Below are 20401 nucleotides of genomic sequence, written 5' to 3'. Positions count from 1 at the left end.
CTTACTGGCCGGCCTTGACCGCCACGAAGGCACTGTTGCCGTTGGCCGTACGGACCAGCAGCATCACCACATCGTCCTTCTTGTAGCTGGACAGCGCCCGGTTCAGGGCCTCCACGCTGCCGACCGCCGTGCGGCCGACCTGCAGGATCACCATCCCCGGCGACAGACCGGCATCGCGCGCCGCCTGGCCCTTGACCCCGGTGATGCGCACGCCCTCGTTGCCGTTGAGCCCGAACTGCTTGCGCTGGACCGCGTTCAGTTCGCTGATGTCCAGCCCCAGCAGGGCGTTGGCGCCGGACTGCGGCGCGGCCTCGGCACCGCCGGCTGCCGGCCCGCGGGCGTTGGCCTGGCCGTCTTCACTCAACGCGGTCAGCGTGGCATTGAGCTGATGCGGCTTGCCGTCGCGGTACACCTCCAGATTGACCTTGCTGCCCGGCGCCATCGCACCGATCAGCGGCGGCAGGTCGGACCAGCTGTTGACCGGGCTGCCATTGACCGAGCGGATGACATCGCCCACCTGCACGCCGGCCTTGGCCGCCGCACTGCCGGCCACGATCTGGTTCACCAGCGCACCACGGCTGTCCGGCAGGCCCAGGCCCTGCGCCTTCAGCGAATCGATCGGCTCGACCACCGCGCCGAGCTGGCCGCGGGTGACCCTGCCACTTTTCTTGATCTGCTCGACCGCGCTCATCGCCAGGTCGATCGGGATCGCGAAGCTGATGCCCATGTAGCCGCCAGACGCGGAGAAGATCTGCGAGTTGATGCCGACCACTTCGCCCCGTGTGTTCAGCAGCGGGCCACCGGAGTTGCCCTGGTTGATCGCCACGTCGGTCTGGATGAACGGCACGTAGCGCTGGTCGGCGCCACCGGTGCTGCGGCCCAGTGCGCTGACGATACCGGCGGTGACCGAGTGATCGAGACCGAACGGCGAGCCGATCGCGACAACCCACTGGCCCGGCTTCAGGGTGTTGGAATCCCCCACGCGCACGGTCGGCAGGTTCTTGCCGTCGATCTTCAGCAGGGCCACGTCGTACTGCTGGTCGCTGCCCACCACCTTGGCCTTGAACTCGCGGCTGTCACCCAGCTTCACCTTCACCTCGCTGGCATCGGCCACCACGTGGTAGTTGGTCAGCACATAACCGTCGGGCGAGATGATGAAACCCGAGCCCATGCCGCGGCCCTTGATGCTGGGGCCGCCATCCTGGCCACCCGGGCCCTGCCCCGGCATCGGGAAGTCCGGCCCGAAGAAGCGGCGGAAGAACTCCGGCATGTCATCGTCGCCCATCGGCCCGCGCGAGGCCTGGCGGTTGCTGCGGACAATGGTGGTGTCGACGTTGACCACGCCCGGCCCGACCTGCTCGACCAGGTGGGTGAAGTCAGGCAGGCCGGTGACCAGCGGCTGCGCGGGCGCCCGCGGCGCTGCCGCCGGCGCAGGCTGGGTCTGCGCCACAGGCGCCGGCGCCTGTGCGCAGGCCATCAAGGGAAGGGTCAGGGCCAGCAGGCCCATGGCCTGCGTGCGGAGTCGGGGAGTCATCGGACGGCAACCTCCGGATCGGGTGGAAAGAGGAATACGGGCCCCGCCGACGGCGGGGCGTGAAAGCGCCCGGCTCAGTCGCGCGGGCGCGGCGGCACCGGCAGGTCATCCTGCAGGCGCGGCTCGAACGGGTAGAACGCAGCACCACCGGCGTGGGCCGGGAAGCTGGCATTGAGCGCGCCCCCCGCCGCCGGGGCCAGGCTGGAGCGCGGCCACGGTCGCGCCTGCAGTGCTCCCACCTCGCCGAACGGCAGGTTGCGGCTGGCGTTGGCAGGCACCGTCGGGGTCAGCGGCGCCTGCGCAGACGCCACAGCACGCTGGGGGCTGTCATCGCGCTGGGCGACACGCGCGGCCTGCTGGCTGCGGGTCGCACTGGCGCGACGGGCGTCCTGGCGACGACTGGCGGCGGCCATTGCCACCGCCGGCGCGGCCGCCACGGCCATCGCAGCGGTATCCACCGACGCCTCGGTGACCGGCGCCTGGCCGTTCGGCGCAGGCGCCAGTTCAGCCTGGCTGGCGATCACCTGCGGTGCCAACGGCTCGCCGGGGGTGGCCTCCTGCAGCTTCTCACCGCCCATGAACAGGGCCACCGCAGCGACCGAGGCGGCCAGTGCGGCGCCACCGCCCCAGGCCCGCCAACCGCTGCGACGCGCCTGGCGGCGCGGCTCGGCCTGCGGCGCCGGTTCAGCCGCGATGGCAGCGGCTACAGCTGCACTGAAGCCCGCCGGTGCCAGCGCCGAGGCCTGCCCGCGCATCACGTCGCCCAGCAGCTGCCAGCGCTCCTGGCATCCGGAAAGCTCGGGGTCACGCTCCATGCGGCGCAGCAGGAAGCGCGCCTCATCGGCACCGAGCTCGCCATCGACCAGGGCCGACAGCTGTTCGCGGTGGCGCTGATCCAGGCGCTGCCCGGCGGGTGATTGATGGTTCTGCGATTCGTTGAACGGATGACTGGTCATACACGGCTCTTCTCACGGGTGGCGCTGCCGATGTCCAACAGCGGCCGGAGTTCGGTGTCGATTGCCTCGCGCGCCCGGAATATCCGGGATCGCACGGTGCCGATCGGGCACCCCATCTTCTGCGCGATTTCCTCGTAACTCAGGCCTTCCACCTCGCGCAGGGTGATCGCCGACCGGAGTTCTTCCGGCAGCGCGTTGACGGCCTTCATCACCGTCTGTTCCAGCTCCTGGCGCATCAACTCGCGTTCGGGCGTGTCGGTGTCGCGCAGGCGCGTCCCACTGTCGAACTGCTCTGCGTCGCCGATGTCGATGTCATCGGTCGGCGGCCGTCGATTGTGTGAAGCCAGGTAGTTTTTGGCGGTATTCACGGCGATTCGATGCAACCAGGTTGAGAACTGGGCGTCGCCACGGAAACTTCCGATCGCGCGGTAGGCGCGGATGAAAGTGTCCTGGGCAACGTCCTGACATTCACTCCAGTCGGCGATGTAGCGACCGACCAGAGCGACGACCCGATGCTGGTACTTGCGTACCAGTACATCGAAGGCCGCGCTCTCGCCGCGCTGCACGCGCCGGACCAGCTCCAGGTCCAGCTCCTGTGGTGTATCAACCTCGGCCATGAGGGGCCGCACTCCTGTCAGCCCAACCGACGTCGGGCAATGAGACTGCCAATCCCGGGAAAAGTTCAGTCACCGATCACCCGGCGCCGCACCAGCTTTTAACCACCGTTCCGTTAGCGTCCGGTTCCAAGGCCGTGGATCCGGGATCGCCACTCCCCTGCTATTGGGATTTGACGCGGGGGAAACAACCTCTGGATCATAGCCGCTTCTCCATACACAACCGGATGGAACGTCCATGCTCTCAGGCTTCGATGGTCTCCGCTTCAGCCACTGGCACCCCGAGATCCGCGACGACGGCGTGGTGGTCCTCTCGCTGGATCGTCAGGACAGCAGCGTCAACGCGATGTCGCAGGACGTCCTGCTGGAACTTGGCGATCTGCTCGAGCGCATCGCGCTGGACCCACCCAAGGGCGTGGTGATCCAGTCGCTGAAGAAGGCCGGTTTCATTGCCGGTGCGGACCTGAAGGAGTTCCAGGAGTTCGACCGCCGCGGCACCGTCAACGATGCCATCCGCCGCGGCCAGGCCACCTACCAGAAGCTGGCCGAGCTGCCCTGCCCGACCGTGGCCGCCATCCACGGCCATTGTCTGGGCGGTGGCACCGAGCTGGCGCTGGCCTGCCGCTACCGCGTGGCCTCCAATGACAGCAGCACCCGCATCGGCCTGCCCGAGACCCAGCTGGGCATCTTCCCGGGCTGGGGCGGCAGCGCGCGCCTGCCGCAGCTGGTGGGCGCGCCGGCAGCGATGGACATGATGCTGACCGGCCGCACCCTGTCGGCCTCGGCCGCGCGTGGCATCGGCCTGGTCGACAAGGTGGTGGCGCCGGCGGTGGTGCTCGACACCGCGGTGGCGCTGGCCCTGTCCGGTACCACCCGCCCGTTCAAGCAGCGCGCGACGGCGTGGGCGACCAACACCTGGCTGGCGCGCACGCTGCTGGCGCCGCAGATGGTCAAGCAGGTCGCACGCAAGGCCAAGAAGGATCAGTATCCGGCGCCGTACGCGCTGATCAGCACCTGGCAGCGCAGCGGCGGCAAGCCGATCCAGGCGCGGCTGGACGCCGAACGCCGCGCCGTGGTGAAGCTGGCCAGCACGCCGACCGCGCGCAACCTGATCCGCATCTTCTTCCTGACCGAACGCCTGAAGGGCCTGGGCGGCGGCGATTCCGGCATCCGCCATGTGCATGTGGTCGGTGCCGGCGTGATGGGCGGCGACATCGCGGCGTGGGCCGCCTACAAGGGCTTCGAGGTGACGCTGCAGGACCGCGAGCAGCGCTTCATCGATCCGGCCATGGAGCGCGCACAGGCGCTGTTCGCCAAGAAGGTGCGCGACGACAGCAAGCGCCCCGCCGTGGCCGCGCGCCTGCGTGCCGACCTGGACGGCAACGGCGTGGCCGAGGCCGATCTGGTGATCGAGGCCATCATCGAGAACCCGGAGGCCAAGCGTGCGCTGTACCAGACGCTGGAGCCGAAGATGAAGCACGACGCGCTGCTGACCACCAACACCTCGTCGATTCCGCTGGTGGAACTGCGCGACCACATCCAGCGCCCGGCGCAGTTCGCCGGCCTGCACTACTTCAACCCGGTCGCGCAGATGCCGCTGGTGGAGATCATCCATCACGACGGCATGGCGCCGGAAACCGAGCGCCGCCTGGCTGCGTTCTGCAAGGCACTGGGCAAGTTCCCGGTGCCGGTGGCCGGCAGCCCGGGCTTCCTGGTCAACCGCGTGCTGTTCCCGTACATGCTGGAAGCGGCCACCGCCTATGCCGAAGGCATTCCGGGCCCGGTGATCGACAAGGCGGCGGTGAAGTTCGGCATGCCGATGGGTCCGATCGAGCTGATCGATACCGTGGGCCTGGACGTGGCTGCCGGTGTCGGCCGCGAGCTGGCGCCGTTCCTCGGCCTGCAGATTCCGGCTGCACTGCAGACGGTGGAACCGGACAAGCGCGGCAAGAAGGATGGCCAGGGCATCTACACCTGGGAGAACGGCAAGCCGAAGAAGCCGGACGTGGCCAGCGATTACCAGGCACCGGCCGACCTGGAGGACCGCCTGATCCTGCCGCTGCTGAACGAAGCAGTGGCCTGCCTGCACGAAGGCGTGGTGGCCGACGCGGACCTGCTGGATGCGGGCGTGATCTTCGGTACTGGTTTTGCACCGTTCCGCGGTGGTCCGATCCAGCACATCCGTGCGGTCGGCGCTGACGCGATCGTCGAGCGACTGAAGGCGTTGCAGCAGCGCCACGGCGACCGTTTCGCGCCGCGCCCGGGTTGGGACAACCCGGCCCTGCGCGAACCGGTGGTGTGAGGTGATCGGCCGGGCCTGCGGCCCGGCACCCGCTGGATCAAAACCCAATGCCAGAGCCGGAGCAACAGCCGGCTCTGGCTTTTCTGTTTGGGTGGGCGGGGCGGTGTCGGGTTGCGGGGACGCCGTGAACCCGTCCCTGGGGGCTTGGCCGCGGCATCCATGCCGCGGACACCCCGCAACCCGACACCGCCCCACCCCCGACAGTTTCCCGATGACGGTGAGCGAACAGCGAACCCGGTGGGTGTCGACCTTGGTCGACACCTGAGCGAAGCGACCGGCGTTTGATTTTGATTTTCTTTTTTTCTTCTCCGTGGCTGGACAGCACACGGAAACCGTCAGAGGCCGGGCGGGTGGGTTGCGCAGGACCGTTGGCGCCATGGATGGCGCCATCGAGCCCCCATGGATGGGTTTACGGCGTGTCCTGCGCAACCCACCCGCCCGGCCAAGCGCGAGATACGCAGTGCGCGTTCAGCCACGAGGGGCTGCGCCGTTGGCTGGAACAACCTGTTACCCATACGGGGCATGCCCCCGTCACAGCTGCATGCGATGCTGGCGCCCTGATCCTTGCCAGCGAGATCGCCCGCATGACCACCATCATCGCCCCGCGCGTGCACGACATCGGCGGCCTCGAAGTCCGTCGCGCCGTCCCGACCCTGCAGGCGCGCAGCATCGGTTCGTTCGTGTTCGTCGACCAGATGGGGCCCGCACTCATGCACCCCGGCACCGCCATCGACGTGCGCCCGCACCCGCATATCGGCCTGGCCACCGTCACCTACCTGTGGTCGGGCGCGATCGGCCACCGCGACACGCTGGGCTCGGACCAGGTGATCCGACCTGGCGACGTGAACTGGATGACCGCCGGCCGCGGCATTGCCCATTCCGAACGCACGCCGCAACCCGACCGCGACCACGACAACCCGATCCACGGCATGCAGACCTGGGTCGCATTGCCGAAATCGCATGAGGAGATCGAACCGGCGTTCTACCACCACGCCGCTGCTACCCTGCCCGAGCAGCGCCGCAACGGTGCCTGGCTGCGCGTGATCGCCGGTCGTGCCTATGGCGAGGAATCGCCGGTGAAGGTATTTGCCGACACGCTCAACGTGGCGATCGACCTCGACCCGGACGCGGAGATCGACATCGACAAGGGCCACCGCGAGCGCGCGCTGTACATCCTCGAAGGCGACGCGCAGCTGGATGGCGTGGACGTGCCCGCCCAGCACCTGATCATTCCCGAAGCCGGCGCGGTCGGCCGCCTGCGCGCGAAGACGCCGGTCAAGGCGATGCTGTTCGGCGGCGAGCCGCTGGATGCTCCACGTCATCTGTGGTGGAACTTCGTGTCCAGCTCGAAGGAACGCATCGAGCAGGCCAAGCACGATTGGGAAGCCGGCCGCTTCGGCACCATTCCCGGCGACGACAAGGAATTCATCCCGCTGCCGCAGTACTGAACATCGCGTACTGCGCACATGCGCAGGTGTACTCCTGCACCCGGCGTTGACGCTACAGTCACCCGCTGAGCACTGAAATGTGACATAAATCACACTTTCATCGTCAAAGGAGTGCACACCATGAGCATGGGTAAACGCTTGTCCGCCGAATTCCTCGGCACGTTCTGGCTGGTTCTGGGAGGCTGCGGCAGTGCGGTGCTGGCGGCCAAGTTCGGCGGTGACGGCAATCCGCTGGGCATCGGGTTCCTCGGCGTGGCGCTGGCCTTCGGCCTGACCGTGGTCACCGGTGCCTATGCGTTCGGCCATATCTCCGGCGCGCACTTCAATCCGGCGGTCAGTGTCGGCCTGTGGGCCGGCGGCCGCTTCCCGACCCGGGACCTGGTGCCGTACATCATCGCCCAGGTCGCCGGCGGCCTGCTGGCCGGCTTCATCCTGTTGCAGATCGCGTCCGGGGCCAGTGGCTTTGCCATCGACGGCAGCCAGGCCGGTGCGTTCGCCAGCAATGGCTATGGCGCACTGTCACCCGGTGGCTACAGCGTCGCGGCGGCCTTCCTGTGCGAGGTGGTGCTGACGGCGGTGTTCCTGATCGTGATCATGGGGTCTACCCACGGCAAGGCGCCGGCCGGCTTCGCACCGCTGGCGATCGGCCTGTCGCTGACCCTGATCCACCTGATCAGCATCCCGGTGACCAACACCTCGGTGAACCCGGCCCGCTCCACCGCGGTGGCCTTCTTCGCCGGCAGCGGCGCGGCCAGCCAGCTGTGGCTGTTCTGGGTTGCCCCGCTGCTGGGCGGCGCGATCGGCGGGCTCATCTACAAGTGGCTCGGCAACGATCGCTGAGCCCGGTGCGGACCATTGCGGCCGACCTTCGGCCGCAATGGTTACGCTTGTAACCGCAATTTGTGCGATCGCTCACGTTCCGTTAAGGTTGAGTTGACCCGCCGTGCACATGGCGGCGGGGGTGGCATCCGGGGATGGGATGCCAAGGCCGCCGGCCCATCCGGCGGAGCCAACGACACACCACCTTGGGGGATGCATGAAGTTCGCGCCTGTAGTGTTGTCGAGCCTGCTGTTCGCTGCGGCCCAGGCCGCCGCGCAGGCTCCCACCGAATGTCCTTCGCTGCCGGCCAGCAGCGGCCTGCAGTGGCAGCAGCAGGCTCAGTCCGATTTCCTGGTCTGCCGCGCCAGTACCGGCGATGGCCGCGAGGTGCTGAGCCTGATGCTCAGCGCGCGCGACCCCAACCTTCCCTTGAACCGCTCGTTGCGGCAGGAGAAAGGCAGCTTCGGCGGTGAATCGCTGTACTGGTACCAGCCCGACCTGGGCGGCCAGCAGCCGCCCGGCTATGCCGAGCGCCGGATCAGCGTGGTCAAGCTCGACAAAGGGCGTTACGCGCAGATTTCGCTGTATCCGGACAGCGCGCAGGAACTGGGCACGCTGCAGCAGTTGGCGCAGGGGATGAGCCTGACGCCGTCGGCTGTGGCCGCCGGGCGCTGACGGTGACGGGGATGCCTGCCTGGCAGCATCCCCGACGTTCTGCCCGACCCGACGGTAGTGCCGGCCGATGGCCGGCAGCTCGGCCCGCCGTGACCTCACGCAATTGCCGGCCAGCGGCCTGCACTACCTCAGAACTTGCCTTCCTGGAAATCGACGAAGGCCTGCATCAGTTCCTGGCGCGTGTTCATCACGAACGGGCCATGCCGCATCACCGGCTCGCGCAGCGGACGGCCAGCGACCAGGATCAGCCGCGCACCCTCGCTGCGCGCCGAGAGATGCAGCTGCTCGCCACCGCCCAGCACCGCCAGTTCCTGGCGTGCGACATCGCGCGCAGCATCCTGCTCACCGATCGTCAGCCCACCCTCGAACACGTAGGCAAAGGCGCTCTGCGATTCCGGCAGCGTGTAGGTCCAGGCGCGATCGGGCGCCAGCGTGATGTCGAGGTACAGCGGCTCGGTGGCCGGCTGCACGATCGGACCCTGGGTACCGTCCACACTGCCCGCGATCACCTTCACCGTCACGCCCGGCGCTGGCTGCACCACCGGAATGCGCTCAGGGGCGAACTCCTGGTATTTGGGGTCGGTCATCTTCTCGCGTGCCGGCAGGTTCACCCACAGCTGGAAACCGCGCATCTGCCCGCTCTCCTGTTCGGGCATCTCCGAATGCACCAGGCCTCGGCCGGCGGTCATCCACTGCACGCTGCCGGGGGTCAGCAGGCCTTCGTTGCCGTGGTTGTCGCGGTGCCGCATGCGGCCGTCGAGCATGTAGGTGACCGTCTCGAATCCCCGGTGCGGATGCTCCGGGAAGCCGGCGATATAGTCCTCGGCGCGATCGGTGCCGAATTCATCGAGCAGCAGGAACGGGTCCAGATCGGGCAGCGCCGGGCCGCCGATGACGCGGGTCAGGCGCACGCCGGCACCGTCGGAGGTGGGCATGCCACGGATGGTCCTCAGCACGCGGACCGGCTCGGGAAGGCTCATGGCGACTCCTGTTGGATGGATGCCACTGAAGATGGACGCCACACCGCCGCACGCCAATGGGCGGCGCCGCAACCGATTGTTCCATCCCTGATGTTCGCTGCACGTCAGCACAACAATCGTACGACCAAAGTACTACCGCCGATTCGTCCTGTGCCAATTGACCCTGTCGAGGCCACGCGGGACTCTTTGACTGTCTTTCCGGGAGAGAGCACCTCATGAAAGGGTTTTCCAAAATAGGCTGGGCGGCCCTCGCCCTGCTCGGCGCCTTTTGCCTGGGCACCGTGGCCTTGCGCCGCGGCGAACACATCAACGCGCTGTGGATCGTCGTCGCCGCTGTTTCGCTGTACCTGGTCGCCTACCGCTTCTACAGCCTGTTCATCGCCAACAAGGTGATGCAGCTCGATCCGACCCGGGCCACTCCGGCGGTGATCAACAACGATGGCCTGGACTACGTGCCGACCAACAAGCACGTGCTGTTCGGCCACCACTTTGCCGCCATCGCCGGCGCCGGCCCGCTGGTCGGCCCGGTGCTGGCCGCACAGATGGGCTACCTGCCCGGGCTGTTGTGGCTGGTGGTGGGCGTCGTGCTGGCCGGTGCGGTGCAGGACTTCATGGTCCTGTTCCTGTCCAGCCGCCGCAACGGACGTTCGCTGGGTGACCTGGTGCGCGAAGAGATGGGCCAGGTGCCCGGCACAATCGCCCTGTTCGGCGCGTTCCTGATCATGATCATCATCCTGGCGGTGCTGGCGATGGTGGTGGTCAAGGCGTTGGCCGAGAGCCCCTGGGGCATGTTCACGGTGATCGCAACAATGCCCATCGCGATCCTGATGGGCGTGTACATGCGCTACATCCGCCCCGGCAAGATCGGCGAGATCTCGATCGTTGGCCTGATCCTGCTGCTGGCCGCGATCTGGTTCGGCGGCAAGGTCGCGGCCGACCCGACCTGGGGCCCGGCGTTCACCTTCACCGGCACCCAGATCACCTGGATGCTGATCGGCTATGGTTTCGTCGCTTCGGTACTGCCGGTGTGGCTGCTGCTGGCACCGCGTGACTACCTGTCGACCTTCCTCAAGATCGGTACCATCATCGCGCTGGCCATCGGCATCCTGGTGGTGATGCCGGAACTGAAGATGCCGGCGCTGACCCAGTTCGCCGCCAGCGGCGATGGCCCGGTGTGGAAGGGCGGCATGTTCCCGTTCCTGTTCATCACCATTGCCTGCGGTGCGGTGTCCGGTTTCCACGCGCTGATTTCCTCCGGCACCACGCCGAAACTGCTGGCCAATGAAGCGCACATGCGTTACATCGGCTACGGCGGCATGCTGATGGAATCGTTCGTGGCGGTGATGGCGCTGGTGGCGGCGTCGATCATCGATCCGGGCATCTACTTCGCGATGAACAGCCCGGCGGCGGTGATCGGCCCGGATGTGGCGTCGGCCGCGCACTACATCACCAATACCTGGGGCTTCACCATCACCCCGGAACAGCTGACCGCCACGGCAGCCGCAATCGGCGAGCCGACCATCCTGCACCGCGCCGGTGGTGCGCCGACCCTGGCGGTGGGCATCGCACAGATCCTGCACCAGGCGATTCCAAGCAGCAGCGATGCAATGATGGCGTTCTGGTACCACTTCGCGATCCTGTTCGAAGCGTTGTTCATCCTGACCGCAGTGGACGCCGGCACCCGCGCCGGGCGCTTCATGCTGCAGGACCTGCTCGGTAACTTCGTGCCGGCCCTGAAGAAGACCGAGTCGTGGACCGCCAACATCATCGGTACCGCTGGCTGCGTGGCACTGTGGGGCTACCTGCTGTACACCGGCGTGGTTGATCCGTTCGGTGGCATCCAGACCCTGTGGCCGCTGTTCGGCATCTCCAACCAGATGCTGGCGGGCATCGCGCTGATGCTGGGCACGGTGGTGCTGTTCAAGATGAAGCGTGACCGCTACGCATGGGTCACCGCAGTACCGGCGGTGTGGCTGCTGATCTGCACCACCTACGCCGGCTTCATCAAGATCTTCGACAGCAATCCGGCACAGGGCTTCCTGGCACAGGCGCACAAGTTCCAGGCGGCGCTCGCCAGCGACACCATCACTGCACCGGCCAAGTCGGTGGCGCAGATGAAGCAGATCGTGGTCAACGCCTACGTCAACACCGGGCTGACCGCGCTGTTCCTGCTGGTGGTGGGGGCCGTGCTGGTGTATTCGATCAAGACCATCCTGGCCGCCCGCCGCAACCCGCAGCGCAGCGACCGCGAGACCCCGTACGTGGCGCTGAAGCCGCATGAAATGGTGGATCTGTGATGAGCACGCAACTGGTTCCCGCCGGCCAGTACCAGGCGCACCGCCGCATCTGGCGGCGCCTGGTGCAGACCGCACGCCTGTGCTGTGGCATTCCTGATTACGACAACTATGTCCGGCACATGCTGGAGAAGCATCCGGACCAGGAGCCGATGGACTACAAGACGTTCTTCCGCGAGCGGCAGGAGGCGCGCTACGGCGGTCGCAACGGCGGACGTTGCTGTTGAGTCGGGTGTGTTGTAGATCCACGCCGTGCGTGGATGGAATCTGCCAGCTGTCGCATTGAGTCCGGGGTCAGATCCGTTTCCTCCGGGAAACGGATCTGACCCCTTTTTTGGAGTGCATCCACGCTTGGCGTGGATCTACCGCAGATCGCGGGAAAGCGCAGCCATAGCGCCCCCCACTCAGCCGTTGGCCATCCATTTCAGGATCAGGCCGGTGACATACGCCAGCCCGGTACCGGTGGCATAGCCCACCGTGCCCAGCAGCACGCCCACCGGTGCCAGCGTGGGATGGAACGCCGCGGCTACCACCGGCGCCGAAGCCGCCGCACCGATGTTGCCCTGCGAACCGATCGCGAAGAAGAACAGCGGCGCGCGCAGCAGCTTGGCGACGATCCACAGCACCAGCACGTGCGTGGCCATCCAGATCGCACCCAGCAGGAACAGCCACGGCCGATCCAGCAGCGACAGCAGGTTCATCTGCATGCCGATGCAGGCGATCAGGAAGTACAGGAACACCGTGCCCAGCCGCGACGCACCTGCGGCTTCCAGCCGGCGCGCGCGGGTGAAGCTCAGGCCCAAGCCCATCGCGGTGGACAGCAGGATCACCCACACGAACTGGCTGTCCAGGCTGAACTGGCTGGCCCAGCTGACATTGGCCTTGAACCAGCCCGACAACGGCGCCGCAATCGCATGGGCCAGGCCGACGCCGCCCAGCGCCACGCCGACAATCACCATCAGGTCGGTCATGCTGGGAATGCGCGCGTTCTGCGCCTCGTAGGCACTGATGCGCGCCTTCATCTCGTCGATGGCGCGGGTGTCGGCCCCGTTGCGGGTGTCGATCTGCTGCGCGCGGTTGGCCAGGAACAGCAGGATCGCCATCCACAGGCTGGCGCAGGCCACGTCGACCACCGCGAACTGTCCGAAGGTGGTGGCATCAGTACCGAACACTTCGCGCATCGCGACCATGTTGGCGCCGCCGCCGATCCAGCTGCCAGCCAGTGCAGCCATGCCGGCCCAGGTGTCACCGGCCACGGTCTCCGGATGGATCAGCTTCATCAGCTGGAACGAGACGATGGCACCGAGCATGATGCCGGCGGTACCGGCGCAGAACACCAGCAGCAACTTCGGGCCGAGCTTGATGACGCCCTTCAGGTCGATCGACAGGGTCAGCAGAACCAGCGCGGCCGGCAGCAGTACGTCACGTGCGACCGGGTTGTACAGCGAAGTGTTGTGGCCGTCGATGACGCCGGCCGTGTTGTAGATGGCGGGAATGAAATAGCACAGCAGCAGCGCCGGCACCCAGGCGAAGATCTTCTTCAGCAACGGAATCGGACCGCTGGCAGCCCAGAAAATCAGGGCCAGGGTGGCGGCAATCAGGCCCAGTCCAACGATGTCGTTGCTGATCAGGGCAGTAGCGGGTTCGGTCGGCATGGGATCCTCTGTCGATCGAAAGAGCGGGAAAAAAAAGCGCCGCATAAAGCGGCGCACCCCGAGATTAACATTGTCTTCACGCCGGGTCATGCTGCAGTGCCGGCTGCCCATCCCCGGAGCCCCTCACATGCAGCTTGGCGCCTTCTCTGTCAGCCTCTCGGTCAAGGATCTGGCCGCCTCCCGTGTGTTCTACGAGGCCCTCGGCTTCTCGGTCACCGGTGGCGACCCGGCGCAGAACTGGCTGGTGATGCGCAGCAATGGCATCGTGATCGGACTGTTCCAGGGCATGTTCGAGGGCAACCTGCTCACCTTCAATCCTGGCTGGGACCAGCACAAGCAGGAGCTGCCCCACTTCCAGGACGTGCGTGAACTGCAGGCCGAGCTGGATGCAAAGGGCATCGAACTGGCGGTACGCACCGACCCTGACGGCCAGGGTACCGGCTACCTGCAGCTGGCCGACCCCGACGGGAATGTGATCCTGATTGACCAGCACGTAGCGCGCCCGAACGGGCGGTGACACGCACAGCACGCCAACCCAGGTGGGCATCTACCACGACAGCCCGATCAGGCCGGGCGCGAGGCGCCGAAGTCCAGGGTGGCACGCGTACCGCGCGTTTCGCAGGGCTGCAGGCTCAAGGTCCAGCCGAGGTGCTCGCACAGACGTGCGATCAGGTCCAGGCCAATGCCTCCGCCACGGTCAGCGCGGTCGCCTCGGGCCATGCGCGCGTGGATCGCAGCGATCTCCTCCGGGCTCATGCCGTGCCCCGGGTCCTGCAGGGTGAGCACGGCCGACGAACTCAGCTGCAGCTCGATATGGCCACGGCCGCTGTTCTCGATGGCGTTGCGCAGCAGGTTGCCGATGGCGGCCTGCACCACCGCCAACGGCGCAACGATATCCACCGGCGCGGCCTGGATGCCGATGCTCAGGTCCTTGTCGCCCAGCAGGTGGCGATGGTCGTCGACGATTTCCGGCAGCAGCTGGTCCAGTGCGATGCGCTCGGCCCGTGCGGCCAACCGCGCCGGGTCACGCGCCAGCACCAGCAGCAGCTCGATCAGCTGCTCCACGCTCTGCGCGGTGCGTAGTACGCGGTGCATCTGCTGGCGCGCTCGATCGGGCAGGCCCGGCTGTTCAAGCGCCAGTTCGGCGGCGCCGGTCATCACCGCGATCGGCGTGCGCAGCTCGTGGCTGGCGGTGCTGATGAACACCCGCTCGCGCTCGACGAACTGCTCGTTGCGGTCCAAGTAGTCATTCAGTGCGTCGGCAATGGTGTGCAGTTCGGAACTGCCGCGCGGGTCGACCTCGACGCGCTGGCCCTGCCTGCCCGGCCGCAGCGCGCCGATATGCTGGGCCAGCAGGCTCAGCGGACGCACCATCCGCTCCATGCCGAATGAAGCCATCAGCACGGTGACGAAGATCATGATCACCCCGGCCAGCATCACCCAGCGCGTGGCGAACTGCTCCAGGTCATGGAAGTCGGAGATGTCCAGCGCCAGCGCCACCCGCCCCATCGAGCCGGTGTCACGCACCATCACCGCGGTCTGCCGATCCTTGATCGGCACGCCATCGTGCAGCCCCGGGTGCAGCGTGCGCACGCTCTCGGGCATGTTGCCTTCATCAAAACGGAACAGGCTGAGCGTGTCCGAGTCCTGCCAACGGTAATGCGGCTCGTGCTCGGTATGGTCGACGATGCTGTCCAGTTCGGAGTTGAGCAGCGCGCGCCAGGCCGCATGCTCGGCGTGCTCATGCACGTAGTTGCCGACGCTGAACACCGCGATCGACAGCAGCGCCAGGTAGCCCAGCAGCCACCACACCACGCGCCGGTACAGCGGCCCCGGCTTACGCGCCTTCATCGTCGTCCTTGCCGGCATCGCTGGGCGTGGTCACCGCCAGCCGGTAGCCGACCCGCGGCAGGGTGTGGATCAGTTTGTCAGCGAACGGGCCATCGACGCTGCGGCGCAGTTCGTAGACATGCGAGCGCAACAGGTCTCCATCCGGTGGCTCGTCGCCCCACAGCGCAAACTCCAGCTGCTGGCGGGTGACCGCACCGGGGCTGGCACGCATCAGCACTTCCAGCAGCTTGCGGCAGGCCGGGTACAGATGCAGTACCTGGCTGCCGCGCTGCGCTTCCAGGGTCGCCAGGTCCAGCACCAGGTCGCCCACCTGTAGCCGCTTGCGCGGATTGCGGCCCTGCGCACGCAGCAGCAGCGCCTCCAGCCGCACCTCCAGCTCGGGAAGGGCGAACGGCTTGGTCAGGTAGTCGTCGGCACCGGCGCGGAAGCCGGCGATCTTGTCCGGCAGCTCGTCACGTGCGGTCAGCATGATCACCGGCACCTCCGAGGCGTGCTCGGCGCGCAGGCGGCGCAGCACCTCCGGCCCCTCCATGCGCGGCAGCATCCAGTCCAGGATCACCGCATCGTAGGGGTGGCTGCCGGCCAGGTGCAGGCCCGTGATGCCGTCCGGGGCCACGTCAAGCACATGCCCGCGCGACTCGAAATAGTCGAACAGGTTGGCCACCAGCTGGCGGTTGTCCTCGATCACCAACAGACGCATGCACGAAACATCCACGGAAGTTCGTAACATGGTAGCGCTGCCCATGTCGGAATGCGGTCGCCTTGGCCACCTCCGACGCTTTTCCCACCCCTGCCGCCTCAGAATGGCTGTTTTGCTCCCGGAGCCCGCCGTGCCCGTAGCCCTGCCCCGTCGTTGGCGCCTGCCCCTGTTGTGGCTGCTGATCATTGCCGCGCTGGCGGCCGGAATCGGCATGCGCCAGCCGCAACCGCCCGACGAGCCCCGCTTCGTGCTGGCTGCCCGCACCATGGTCGAGAGCGGGCAATGGCTGCTGCCACACCGGGGCGTCGAGCTGTATGCGGAAAAGCCGCCGGTGTTCATGTGGCTGCAGGCGGCGGCCTACGAGGTGGTGGGCAGTTGGCAATGGTCGTTCCTGCTGCCCTCGCTGCTGGGTGCCCTGCTCAGCCTGTGGCTGGTCTCGGACCTGGCACGGCGACTGTGGTCGCCCCGGCATTCGCTCTACGCCGTGGCTGCGCTGTTCTGCACCTTGCAGTTCGGCCTGATGGCCAAGCGCGCGCAGATCGACATGGTGCTGGTGGGCATGACCACCGTGGCCCTGTGGGGCCTGATGCGCCACCTGTGTGAGCGACGCAATCTGCCCGCCCTGTGGTTGGCCGGTTTCGCCGCCGGTGTCGGCACGGTGACCAAGGGCGTGGGTTTCCTGCCGCTGCTGATGGTCCTGCCCTGGTTCGGCTGGTGGCTGTACCAGCGTCGCCGCGGCCATGTGGTGGAGGGCCCGCATCCGGCCAGCCTGCTCTGGCTCATCCCGGCCTTCCTGCTGGGCGTGGGGGTGTGGCTGGCACCGCTGGGCTGGGCCCTGCTGCATGCGCCCAGCGCCGAGCTGCAGGCCTATGCGCATGAGCTGTTGTTCAAGCAGACCGGCACCCGCTACGCCAACGCCTGGCATCACCGGCAGCCGGTCTGGTACTACCTGCAGGTGATCCTCACCCTGTGGCTGCCGGGCAGCCTGCTGCTGCCGCTGCTGTTCAAACCGTGGTGGCGCCGCCTGCGCCGTGGCGACCGCCGGCAGTGGCTGTTGCTGGGCTGGGCGCTGCTGGTGCTGGTGTTCTTCAGTGCCAGCCCGGGCAAGCGCGAGGTCTATCTGCTGCCGATGCTGCCGGCGATGGCGCTGGCCGTCGCACCACTGCTGCCCGGCCTGCTGCGCCGCCTGTGCGTGCGCCGCTACCTGTTCGGCTACAGCGTGGTGCTGATGCTGGCCACCGGCGCGCTCGGTGTAATGCTGATGACCGAGCACCCGTGGGCGGTGGCGCAACTGGAGCGCCGGGCCATGCCCGACACCCTGCTGCCGGTGCTCGGCGATGGCCTGCTGACCTTCGCCATCGCCCTGGCCACGTTGATCGTATGGCTGCGGGTACGCCGCGCTGCGACGCTGGTACTGCTGGCCCACGGCATGTTGTGGATGCTCTACGGCCTGGTGCTGATCCCGGCACTGGACCCCTACGCTTCGGCCTCGGCATTGATGCGCCGGGTCGGCGCGCGGATCGGCCCGGATGCCGAACTGGCGCTGGTCGCCTGGCGCGAACAGAACCTGCTGCAGGCCGACCGCCCGGTACGCGAGTTCGGCTTCAAGCGGCCCTGGGCCGAGCAGTGGCACGACGCCGGCCCGTGGCTGGCCGAGGCACCGGACAAGCGCTGGCTGCTGGTGCTGGACGATGCGATGAGCCCCTGCGTGGACCCGGCCAAGGTGATCGACATCGGCGTGGCAAACCGCAATCGCTGGCAACTGCTCCCGGGTACCGCCTGGGACCCGCAGTGCCACGCTGAGCGGACAGGATCGACCGCAGAAGAAGACTGAACGTTGACACATGCCGGGCAATGCTTAACCCGGCGCGAACGAGCGTCCGACCCTTCTCCGACATCCAGGTGACGAGCATGACTGCGGATTCCCGAACCGCCCTTTCCCAGCATGCCCGTCCGTCCCCTTGATTCGGTAGCGCCGCTTGCGACATCGCCGCTGGCGTCACGATTTGCTGTAACTCACCTCTGGGTGCCTGTCGCAATCGGTCTGCCCCTGTTTACGCTGCTGATGGGTTTCGGCGGCGATCAATGGGTGGCCGATCACCTGTTCCGCCTTGAGGGCGGCCACTGGGCGCTGCAGGACGCCTGGATCACCCGCACCGTCGTGCACAAGGCCGGCAAATGGCTGAGCACGGCAGCGGCGCTGGTGGTGATCCTGCTGTGCTTCCACCACTGGCGCAAAGGTCGTGACCGCACCCTGCAATGGGCGCTGCTTTATGTCGTGATTGCCATGGCGCTGGGCACCGGGGTGATCTCCCTGCTGAAATCGCTGGTGCCGATGGAATGCCCGTGGGACCTGCTGCGCTACGGCGGCCACCAGCCCTTCATCGGCCTGTTCGCCCTGCGCCCGGAAGGCATGACGGCCCAGGCCTGCTTCCCGGCCGGTCACGCCAGCGCAGGCTATGCGTGGCTCTGCCTGTACTTCTTCGCCCTGCTGTGGCGGCCATCCTGGCGCTGGGCCGGGCTGGCCATCGGCCTCGGCACCGGCCTGGTGTTCGGTATCAGCCAGCAGCTCCGGGGCGCGCATTTCCTTTCGCATGACGTTGCCACCGCGTTGATATGTTGGCTGCTTTCGCTGGGCCTGTACCTGATCGTCAAACGCGTCCTGATCCGCCGTCAGCTGGACCGTCCCCACCGCCAGGAGGCAAACGCATGAGTGCATCGGTCCAACGCCCCGCCCGCCTGCCTGCCCTGGCAAGCCTCCGCCGCTGGCGGCCGCAGCTGTCCACCGAAGCACTGATCGCACTGACCAGCCTGTTCTTCGCGGTGGCCGGCAACGGCCTGTTCTGGAACAACGCGATGGCCAGCCATCCGGGCAGCCTGCGCTACGCACTTTCGCTGCTGCTGTTGCTGCTGGGTACGCACGGCGTGCTGCTCGGCATCCTGGTCTGGCGCTGGAACGCCAAGGTGGTGATCAGCCTGCTGTTGCTGGTGACCGCGTTCGCTGCGCACTACATGAGCCGCTACCACATCTACCTGGATGCGGACATGCTGCGCAACGTGCTGGCGACCGACCCCAAGGAAAGCCGCGAGCTGATGACCGTGTCGCTGGTGTGGCCGGTGCTGCTGTTGGCAGTGCTGCCGATGGTGGTGCTGTGGCGCGTGCAGCTGCGTCGCCGCAGCTGGGGCCGCAGCCTGCTGTGGCGCCTCGGCTTCCTGGTGGTGGCAGCGGTGACTGCCGTCGGTGGCGCGTTGATCTCCTTCCAGGATGTCTCGGCGTTGATGCGCAACCAGCGTGAAGTGCGCTATCTCGCCACGCCGGCCAACGTGCTGCTGGGCATGCCGCGTGCACTGCGTGGCGACAATCCCGTGCAGCGCGCGCCGAAGCTGCCGATCGGCACCGATGCCAAGGCCACGCCACGTGCACCGGCCAGCAAGCCGCGCCTGCTGGTGATCGTGATGGGCGAGACCGTGCGTGCGCAGAACTGGGGGCTCAATGGCGGCCGCAACACCACGCCGGAACTGGCGCAGGCGCCGGTGATCAACTTCCCGGACATGCACTCATGCGGTACCAGCACCGAAGTCTCGCTGCCGTGCCTGTTCTCGCCCTGGGGCCGACACGACTACGACGAGAAGAAGATCCGCGCGCACCAGTCACTGCTGCACGTGCTGAACCGCGCTGGCATCGCTCCGCTGTGGCGTGACAACCAGTCCGGCTGCAAGGGCGTGTGCGAAGACCTGGACTTCCAGTCGCTGTCCGACGCAACCACGCCAGGGCTGTGCGCCGACGGCCGCTGCATGGACGAGATCCTGCTGCAGGACCTGGCCACCCAGGTGCGCGCCAAGCCCGGTGACCGGGTGGTGGTGCTGCATCAGCTGGGCAACCACGGCCCGGCCTACTTCGAGCGCTACCCGCCGGCATTCCGCCGCTTCACCCCGACCTGTGATACCCGCGACATCGGCCGCTGCTCGCGCGAAGAGATCACCAACAGCTACGACAATGCCGTGCTGTACACCGATCACTTCCTGACCAAGACCATCGGTACGCTGCAGGGCATGCAGGACTACGACACGGCAATGATCTACCTGTCCGACCACGGTGAGTCGCTGGGCGAGAAGGGCCTGTTCCTGCATGGCGTGCCCTATGCCATTGCACCGGCCGAGCAGACCCGCGTGCCGATGACGATGTGGTTCTCGCCGGGCTTTGCCAGCAGCCGCGGCCTGGACCTGCAGTGCGTGCGCAAGCGTTCGGCGGCCTACACCGACCACGACAACCTGTTCCCGTCGGTGCTGGGCCTGATGCAGGTGAAGACGGCGCTGTACGAGCGCGACCGCGACGTGTTCGCCAACTGCGAGAGTTGAGGGTTGTTCGGCAGGGCTTGCAGCCCTGCACCTGCAGAGGCAACCGCAACGGCAACGGCCGAAGCAACAGCAGAAGCAGGCTTCCTGTGGGTTGGCGGGGTGGGTCCGGTGGCGGGGGGCGCCGTAAATACGTCCATGTAGCAACTGTGTTGAGGCAGAGTCTCGGCTCCTCCGGCAGCCACGCACGGTAGTGCCGGCCGCTGGCCGGCAGCC

Annotated in this window: 17 protein-coding genes; 10 read left to right on the top strand and 7 right to left on the bottom strand. The window is 67.2% G+C overall.

Translation table 11 applies throughout. The features are described 5' to 3' along the window. Position 1: 1 nt before the first annotated feature. The 3 genes from ACMZPQ_RS22195 to rpoE form a co-directional block, all read right to left on the bottom strand. Positions 2-1534: a DegQ family serine endoprotease gene (locus ACMZPQ_RS22195; protein WP_197583682.1), complete on the bottom strand. Its 1533-nt coding sequence runs from the start codon at positions 1532-1534 to the stop codon at positions 2-4. A gap of 74 nt (positions 1535-1608) precedes the next feature. Further along, the gene (locus ACMZPQ_RS22190) at positions 1609-2490 is read right to left on the bottom strand and encodes a sigma-E factor negative regulatory protein (protein ID WP_197583683.1); all 882 of its coding nucleotides are present in this window, start codon (positions 2488-2490) and stop codon (positions 1609-1611) included. Beyond that, on the bottom strand, positions 2487-3107 hold the full coding sequence (gene rpoE, locus ACMZPQ_RS22185; RefSeq protein ID WP_197583684.1) for an RNA polymerase sigma factor RpoE: 621 nt from the start codon (positions 3105-3107) through the stop codon (positions 2487-2489). Before rpoE ends, ACMZPQ_RS22190 begins: the two co-directional genes overlap by 4 nt. Positions 3108-3342: 235 nt before the next feature. Here rpoE and ACMZPQ_RS22180 point away from each other — a divergent pair, with 235 nt between their 5' ends. From ACMZPQ_RS22180 to ACMZPQ_RS22165, 4 genes are all read left to right on the top strand, one after another. Beyond that, complete coding sequence (locus ACMZPQ_RS22180) at positions 3343-5406, top strand: 3-hydroxyacyl-CoA dehydrogenase NAD-binding domain-containing protein (protein ID WP_197583685.1); 2064 nt, start codon at positions 3343-3345, stop codon at positions 5404-5406. 584 nt (positions 5407-5990) lie between these two features. Then, complete coding sequence (locus ACMZPQ_RS22175) at positions 5991-6854, top strand: pirin family protein (RefSeq protein ID WP_197583455.1); 864 nt, start codon at positions 5991-5993, stop codon at positions 6852-6854. A 120-nt stretch (positions 6855-6974) separates the two neighbouring features. After that, a complete protein-coding gene (aqpZ, locus tag ACMZPQ_RS22170; protein WP_312646689.1) occupies positions 6975-7694 on the top strand; it encodes an aquaporin Z in 720 nt (239 codons plus the stop codon). A 196-nt stretch (positions 7695-7890) separates the two neighbouring features. Next, on the top strand, positions 7891-8349 hold the full coding sequence (locus ACMZPQ_RS22165) for a hypothetical protein (protein WP_197583453.1): 459 nt from the start codon (positions 7891-7893) through the stop codon (positions 8347-8349). Between the two features lie 128 nt (positions 8350-8477). Here the strand turns inward: ACMZPQ_RS22165 and ACMZPQ_RS22160 are convergent, their stop codons facing one another. Continuing rightward, positions 8478-9329 (bottom strand): pirin family protein, encoded by an 852-nt coding sequence (locus ACMZPQ_RS22160; protein WP_197583451.1) that lies wholly within the window; start codon positions 9327-9329, stop codon positions 8478-8480. Between the two features lie 215 nt (positions 9330-9544). Between ACMZPQ_RS22160 and ACMZPQ_RS22155 the strand changes: the two genes are divergently transcribed. Beyond that, positions 9545-11626, top strand: coding sequence for a carbon starvation CstA family protein (locus ACMZPQ_RS22155; protein ID WP_197583450.1), 2082 nt, complete (start codon positions 9545-9547; stop codon positions 11624-11626). Beyond that, positions 11626-11850 carry a YbdD/YjiX family protein gene (locus ACMZPQ_RS22150; RefSeq protein ID WP_005410613.1) on the top strand — a complete coding sequence of 75 codons (225 nt, stop codon included), beginning with the start codon at positions 11626-11628 and terminating at the stop codon, positions 11848-11850. Before ACMZPQ_RS22155 ends, ACMZPQ_RS22150 begins: the two co-directional genes overlap by 1 nt. A gap of 177 nt (positions 11851-12027) precedes the next feature. Here the strand turns inward: ACMZPQ_RS22150 and ACMZPQ_RS22145 are convergent, their stop codons facing one another. Continuing rightward, positions 12028-13278, bottom strand: a complete 1251-nt coding sequence (locus tag ACMZPQ_RS22145; protein WP_197583449.1) for a DUF819 family protein — start codon at positions 13276-13278, stop codon at positions 12028-12030. A 127-nt stretch (positions 13279-13405) separates the two neighbouring features. On the opposite strand from ACMZPQ_RS22145, the gene ACMZPQ_RS22140 reads away from it, so the two are divergent. Beyond that, positions 13406-13795 (top strand): VOC family protein, encoded by a 390-nt coding sequence (locus tag ACMZPQ_RS22140; protein WP_197583448.1) that lies wholly within the window; start codon positions 13406-13408, stop codon positions 13793-13795. Positions 13796-13842: 47 nt separating this feature from the next. On the opposite strand, the gene ACMZPQ_RS22135 is transcribed toward ACMZPQ_RS22140, so the two are convergent. Then, positions 13843-15129: an ATP-binding protein gene (locus ACMZPQ_RS22135; protein WP_197583446.1), complete on the bottom strand. Its 1287-nt coding sequence runs from the start codon at positions 15127-15129 to the stop codon at positions 13843-13845. After that, a complete protein-coding gene (locus ACMZPQ_RS22130) occupies positions 15116-15829 on the bottom strand; it encodes a response regulator transcription factor (RefSeq protein ID WP_197583445.1) in 714 nt (237 codons plus the stop codon). The genes ACMZPQ_RS22135 and ACMZPQ_RS22130 overlap by 14 nt, the downstream gene beginning before the upstream one ends. Before the next feature lie 130 nt (positions 15830-15959). Between ACMZPQ_RS22130 and ACMZPQ_RS22125 the strand changes: the two genes are divergently transcribed. From ACMZPQ_RS22125 to ACMZPQ_RS22115, 3 genes are all read left to right on the top strand, one after another. Further along, a complete protein-coding gene (locus ACMZPQ_RS22125; RefSeq protein WP_197583444.1) occupies positions 15960-17663 on the top strand; it encodes a glycosyltransferase family 39 protein in 1704 nt (567 codons plus the stop codon). Between the two features lie 111 nt (positions 17664-17774). Continuing rightward, positions 17775-18542, top strand: a complete 768-nt coding sequence (locus ACMZPQ_RS22120; RefSeq protein WP_197583443.1) for a phosphatase PAP2 family protein — start codon at positions 17775-17777, stop codon at positions 18540-18542. Beyond that, complete coding sequence (locus tag ACMZPQ_RS22115; protein WP_197583442.1) at positions 18539-20188, top strand: phosphoethanolamine transferase; 1650 nt, start codon at positions 18539-18541, stop codon at positions 20186-20188. The genes ACMZPQ_RS22120 and ACMZPQ_RS22115 overlap by 4 nt, the downstream gene beginning before the upstream one ends. Positions 20189-20401 lie beyond the last annotated feature (213 nt).

It is taken from the genome of Stenotrophomonas maltophilia (assembly GCF_047497515.2).
GTDB lineage: Bacteria > Pseudomonadota > Gammaproteobacteria > Xanthomonadales > Xanthomonadaceae > Stenotrophomonas.
Note: the sequence above shows the minus strand (reverse complement) of the source record. Positions and strands in the feature narration are given on the sequence as shown.